The organism is Pseudomonas sp. ICMP 8385, assembly GCF_002699915.1.
GTDB lineage: Bacteria > Pseudomonadota > Gammaproteobacteria > Pseudomonadales > Pseudomonadaceae > Aquipseudomonas > Aquipseudomonas gessardii.
Map to the genome: position 1 here is coordinate 1 of NZ_LKBY01000039.1, position 343 is coordinate 343.

2 pseudogenes are annotated in these 343 nt (G+C 66.1%); both read left to right on the plus strand.

The annotated features are described in order from the left end of the window. Nucleotides 1–26: 26 nt before the first annotated feature. Nucleotides 27–266 (plus strand): annotated as a pseudogene (gene merD / locus AO268_RS06185) (mercuric resistance transcriptional repressor MerD); the annotation flags it as partial. Then, nucleotides 265–343 (plus strand): annotated as a pseudogene (locus AO268_RS33675) (transcriptional regulator MerD); the annotation flags it as partial. The pseudogenes merD and AO268_RS33675, both read left to right, overlap by 2 nt.

The window sequence follows — 343 nt, forward strand, 5'->3', positions numbered from 1 at the left end:
CGCTGGATAAAAAAAGGAGGTTTTCAATGAGCGCCTACACCGTGTCCCGGCTGGCCCTTGATGCCGGGGTGAGCGTGCATATCGTGCGCGACTACCTGCTGCGCGGATTGCTGCGTCCGGTGGCGTGCACCCCGGGCGGCTATGGCCTGTTCGATGATGCCGCCTTGCAACGGCTGTGCTTCGTGCGGGCGGCCTTCGAGGCGGGCATCGGCCTNGAGCGTGCATATCGTGCGCGACTACCTGCTGCGCGGATTGCTGCGTCCGGTGGCGTGCACCCCGGGCGGCTATGGCCTGTTCGATGATGCCGCCTTGCAACGGCTGTGCTTCGTGCGGGCGGCCTTCG